7 protein-coding genes are annotated in these 4,224 nt (G+C 32.0%); all 7 read right to left on the reverse strand.

From position 1 onward, the window contains the following. Positions 1-47 precede the first annotated feature (47 nt). The gene (locus tag CJF42_RS29165) at positions 48-173 is read right to left on the reverse strand and encodes a hypothetical protein (RefSeq protein ID WP_286203530.1); all 126 of its coding nucleotides are present in this window, start codon (positions 171-173) and stop codon (positions 48-50) included. A gap of 5 nt (positions 174-178) precedes the next feature. Beyond that, the gene (locus tag CJF42_RS24615) at positions 179-868 is read right to left on the reverse strand and encodes a c-type cytochrome (protein WP_095369165.1); all 690 of its coding nucleotides are present in this window, start codon (positions 866-868) and stop codon (positions 179-181) included. 20 nt (positions 869-888) lie between these two features. Beyond that, entirely contained in the window at positions 889-1,209 is a 321-nt protein-coding gene (locus tag CJF42_RS24620; RefSeq protein WP_095369166.1) for a plastocyanin/azurin family copper-binding protein, read from the reverse strand. An 82-nt stretch (positions 1,210-1,291) separates the two neighbouring features. After that, positions 1,292-1,492, reverse strand: a complete 201-nt coding sequence (locus tag CJF42_RS28225; RefSeq protein ID WP_212668860.1) for a hypothetical protein — start codon at positions 1,490-1,492, stop codon at positions 1,292-1,294. Positions 1,493-1,649: 157 nt separating this feature from the next. After that, positions 1,650-2,024, reverse strand: coding sequence for a cytochrome c peroxidase (locus CJF42_RS28230; RefSeq protein ID WP_212668861.1), 375 nt, complete (start codon positions 2,022-2,024; stop codon positions 1,650-1,652). A gap of 98 nt (positions 2,025-2,122) precedes the next feature. Then, complete coding sequence (locus tag CJF42_RS24630; RefSeq protein ID WP_141235663.1) at positions 2,123-3,736, reverse strand: methyl-accepting chemotaxis protein; 1,614 nt, start codon at positions 3,734-3,736, stop codon at positions 2,123-2,125. A 104-nt stretch (positions 3,737-3,840) separates the two neighbouring features. Next, positions 3,841-4,074, reverse strand: coding sequence for a hypothetical protein (locus CJF42_RS24635; protein ID WP_095369168.1), 234 nt, complete (start codon positions 4,072-4,074; stop codon positions 3,841-3,843). Positions 4,075-4,224: the final 150 nt, after the last annotated feature.

Genomic DNA, 4,224 nt, shown 5'->3' on the forward strand with positions numbered 1-4,224 from the left:
AGTTAAAAGTAATTTAGAAAATTCATTTTTAAAATCACTTCACACTATCATAAATACATGTTTAATAAGGCACTATTTATAAAAAAAGTATTTTTAATTAAATGTGTTATTGTTGATTTTTTAACAAAACGTCTTCGTTGAAACTGTTTATCTGTTGTAATCTTATCTGCCATTACTACTACTTCCTTAATGTAATTATATATTCTGCTACAGCATCTACCTCTAATGGTGTCAATTGAACTCCCCATGGCGGCATTTGCATAGAGCGTCCTAAAGGTTCTCCACCTTTCGTAATAATGAGCTTTAAATAATTAAGTGGCATGCGACTTTTTGTTAAATTAAATGGTGGAGGGCTCTTGATTATTTTAGACATTCTACCGTCACCAAAGCCTGATTTTCCATGACATAGTACACATCTAGACTGAAATATCTCGAGTCCTAAATTAACTGAAGTTTTAGTTAGGTGTAAAACGTTCCTTAGTCGTTTAATTTCTCCCTTAGGATCCTTTCTAAGTTGATAAACAAACATACTAACCGATTCTAACTCTGACCAAGTGAGTTCATTACCCATGGGCGGCATATATAAGTTGATATTATCCAACATGCCACCAAAGACAATAACATCATAGATTTGTTTTTTTGTTTTTGCTTTATTGATTTTAGCTAGGTTGGTATTAGGGTAGCTTTTTATTTTTAAAGGAATTCGCCCTTCTCCCATTCCTTGTTGTCCGTGACATAGCACACACCGAGCTGCAAATACTTTAGCGCCTATATCTAGAGTTGGCGTGGTATCATCTTTTTCCGCATGAGAACTAAATGCTACAGATGACAGTAAAATAAAAACGGTTACAACATTGATATATTTCATATTCTGCCTCTATTAGATTATTACTCTTCAACTTTGATGGTCATAATCATATTCGGATGGATAGCACATTCAACTCCGACTTCTCCAGTCTCTTCAAAAACAATTTCCTTAAAGTCACCTTGAGGAAAAGAGCCTAGATCAAAAAATTTTACATCTGACAGACTAAATACATTATGGAAAAATGGATCTAAGTTTTTAAATTTTACGATGTCGCCTTTTTTAATGGTTAGTACTTTTTTAGTAAAGTCTTTATTTTTTTGCCCTATTTCGTGAGTTTCAGCTACACACAGATAAGACAACATGATTGTGATAGAACATGCAATAGATAAAATTGTTTTCATTTTTATTTCCTTGCTACGATTAAAATTAATTTATTAATGGAAATATAGGTAATGTGAATGCTTCTGGCGGCGTTGTTAGCGCTTACAAAAATGTCACAATATTATCCATTTCTGATTGACTCAGTTTTAACTCTTTCAAATTAGGAGATAGATTACTTTTGACTATCTCCCCTTTGCTATAAAGTTCTATCACTTCCAGTAAGGTATTTAATGAACCGTCATGAAAGTAAGGTGCGCTGAGTGTTATATCTTTCAATGTAGGTGTTTTAAAAGTTCCTTTCATTAATATGAGTGGTCTTTAAGCATAGCGCCCCATATCTACACCCTTGCCCGAAAGTTAAGGTAAGTCTATGTTATTAAATTTATTATCCGTAAAGTTAGTTGCTGAATTACATACTTTACGATTACCTTTATCTGGATTTTAAAATAAATTAACCCTCTCAAATCTGTTGCTCTGTCATTGCATTTTCATCATTTGATATCATAGGTCTAGGTCCTATCACTTGATCTTCTAATGATTTTTTGCGGCCATCCCACATTTTTTGACTGTTAAAAGCTGTATTAGTTATGACTGGACTTGCTTGTCTTAAGGCTACGATTTTATGACTTTTTGCCTTAGGTAGATCATCAGACCAACTAAACAATGGACAGAGTAAGTAGCGTAATGCATATTTTCCCTCATCATTCAAACGGGGATCAAAAAATAATGTTTTACTTAGAATAATAGACGCTTCTGTTGATACGTTATTTTTAGGCATTGGAATGGACGGTAGAATCCAATTCTGTAGAGAAAAGTGCCTAGTTTTAAATACCATATTTTAAAATTCTACAGCTGTCACTAATGACATCGGGGTAGCTGCTAGCAATGAGAAGATTAATACTACTTTATATAAATTGTTCATATGCACCTTCTTTAAGTTTTAAATTTTGATACTAACTCAGTTAATTTTTCTGTTGTATGTTGTAAAATACCCGACTCTTCATCTAACTCTTTCATATCTCGATTTGTATTTTTATATGCGATATCTAAATCAGTTAAAAATTTAACCAATTGATCAATTGAACTACCTTGTTTGTTATATAAATCACCTGCTTGTAAAATGTGAGTATTCGCTTCTTTACAGGCAATAATAGCTGAATCCGTAATACTTATAACTTCTGAAAGTGATATTATATTTTCTTCTAAAACAGTAAAATTTGTATTAAAAGTATCTATCGTCTCTTTAACACTATCACTCATACTTGATGATAGAACGGATATTTCATCAACCGCTTTATTTGATCTTTGTGCCAATGTTCTTACTTCGTCGGCTACAACAGCAAAACCACGCCCTTGTTCACCAGCTCTAGCTGCTTCAATAGCTGCATTTAATGCCAATAAGTTTGTTTGTTCCGATATACTTCTTATTGTCTCAGTGATATGTAGGATTTTTTCCGCAGAATTAGACAAAACTTGCGTGTTGCTAACAATATCTTGATTATTTTTCTTAAATATTTCAAGTTTCTCTAATCCTTTCGAGACTAAAACTCCTGATGCTTCACTCCTATTTACCGAGTCACTCGCTAAACTCATACTTTGTGCCAAACTGTTATTCATCTGAGTAGCTATGTCATTAAGATACGATAAAGTATTATTTACATTTAAAATATCATCCGATATTTTCTTTGAATTATTGAGTGTTTTTGTTGAACTATTCTTGACTAAATCGGATGTTTTATAGATTCCTTCAACTTCTTCGCGAATACCAACAATAACGTTTTTAAGGTTTTCAATCGAACTTTGCAATACAGCTAAGGTATTGCCAATTTCATCTTTACCTAATTCACTTGGTAGCTCAAAAGTTAAATCTCCATCAGAGAAGTTATTCATTTCATGCGTTAATGTTGAAAGTTGAGATGATAACAATCGTCTTATAAACCAAATAATGAGTGTTGATAACCCTATAATAAAAGCAACAATAGCAAACAATAATATAGATAAATTTCTACTATCACTCATATTGCTCGAGACAATGAACGGAAGTTTTTTAGTTTCTTGAGTTAAGATGCTTTTTGCAAGTATTGCTATCTCATTCTGTTCTTTATCGCTACTATTCATTAACTCCATTGCCTGTTTATCTTGATTACGCCTTCCCGCTTTAATGATTTTCATCATAGTTACTTTTAATACACTCAGACTTTCAATTAATTTATCTACTTTGGGTTCATTGGGTAATTTATTTCTTAAATTAATTAGCGTTTCTTCTAATTGACTGGATGCCTTAATAGATGCAATAGCGTATTTACGTATATTAGCTTTATCAGTACTTGCAATAAGAGACAATGTGCTAAAGTTCATGTTATAAATGGCTTCAACAACATTATTTGCAACAATTTGGCGGCTGCTAATAACCTTTAACGTATCATTAATTGATGAACTTTGTTTGAGTAATGTTGTAATACTTGTAATAGAAATGAATATCATTGCCAAAATAGGTAATAGACAGATCAAAATTAATTTGTTTGACCATTTTAGATTCTTCAACAATTGAACTTTCCCTTCAATATAATTGATTAACCTTTAAAATATAGTTTAAAAATAAAACAATGTCACATACCCTGGCAAACTTGACAGAAGCTTACTAATTGAGCTCAATGTCCTATATTTAATGAATCTTCAATCATTTCTTTAGCATCACTGTTAACCATTTTTTCTAGTACCTTAGTATTGGCATCTATGTCGGCTTCAGCTTTTTTCTTAAGTAAATCAGCTAGGGACTCTGATTGCTCATCAGATAAATTTAAAGTGTGCGTTAATTCTGAAGTGACAGAACTCAACTGCATCACTAATGTTGATTTTAAAAAATCAGGCGTCATCATTTTCATAAAGCTAGGAGTTTGGTTTTTAGGTGTTTCTTTTTTTCTTCAGCAGGTGATTGATGTGCTATTTTTGATTTTTTACTTGATTCCGATAACTGTTCATTTAGCTGTGAAATTTGCAGTTTAAGTTTCTTTTTGTAACTTCTCAAAAAGCAG

This window comes from Pseudoalteromonas sp. NBT06-2, from assembly GCF_002276045.1.
Lineage (GTDB): Bacteria > Pseudomonadota > Gammaproteobacteria > Enterobacterales > Alteromonadaceae > Pseudoalteromonas.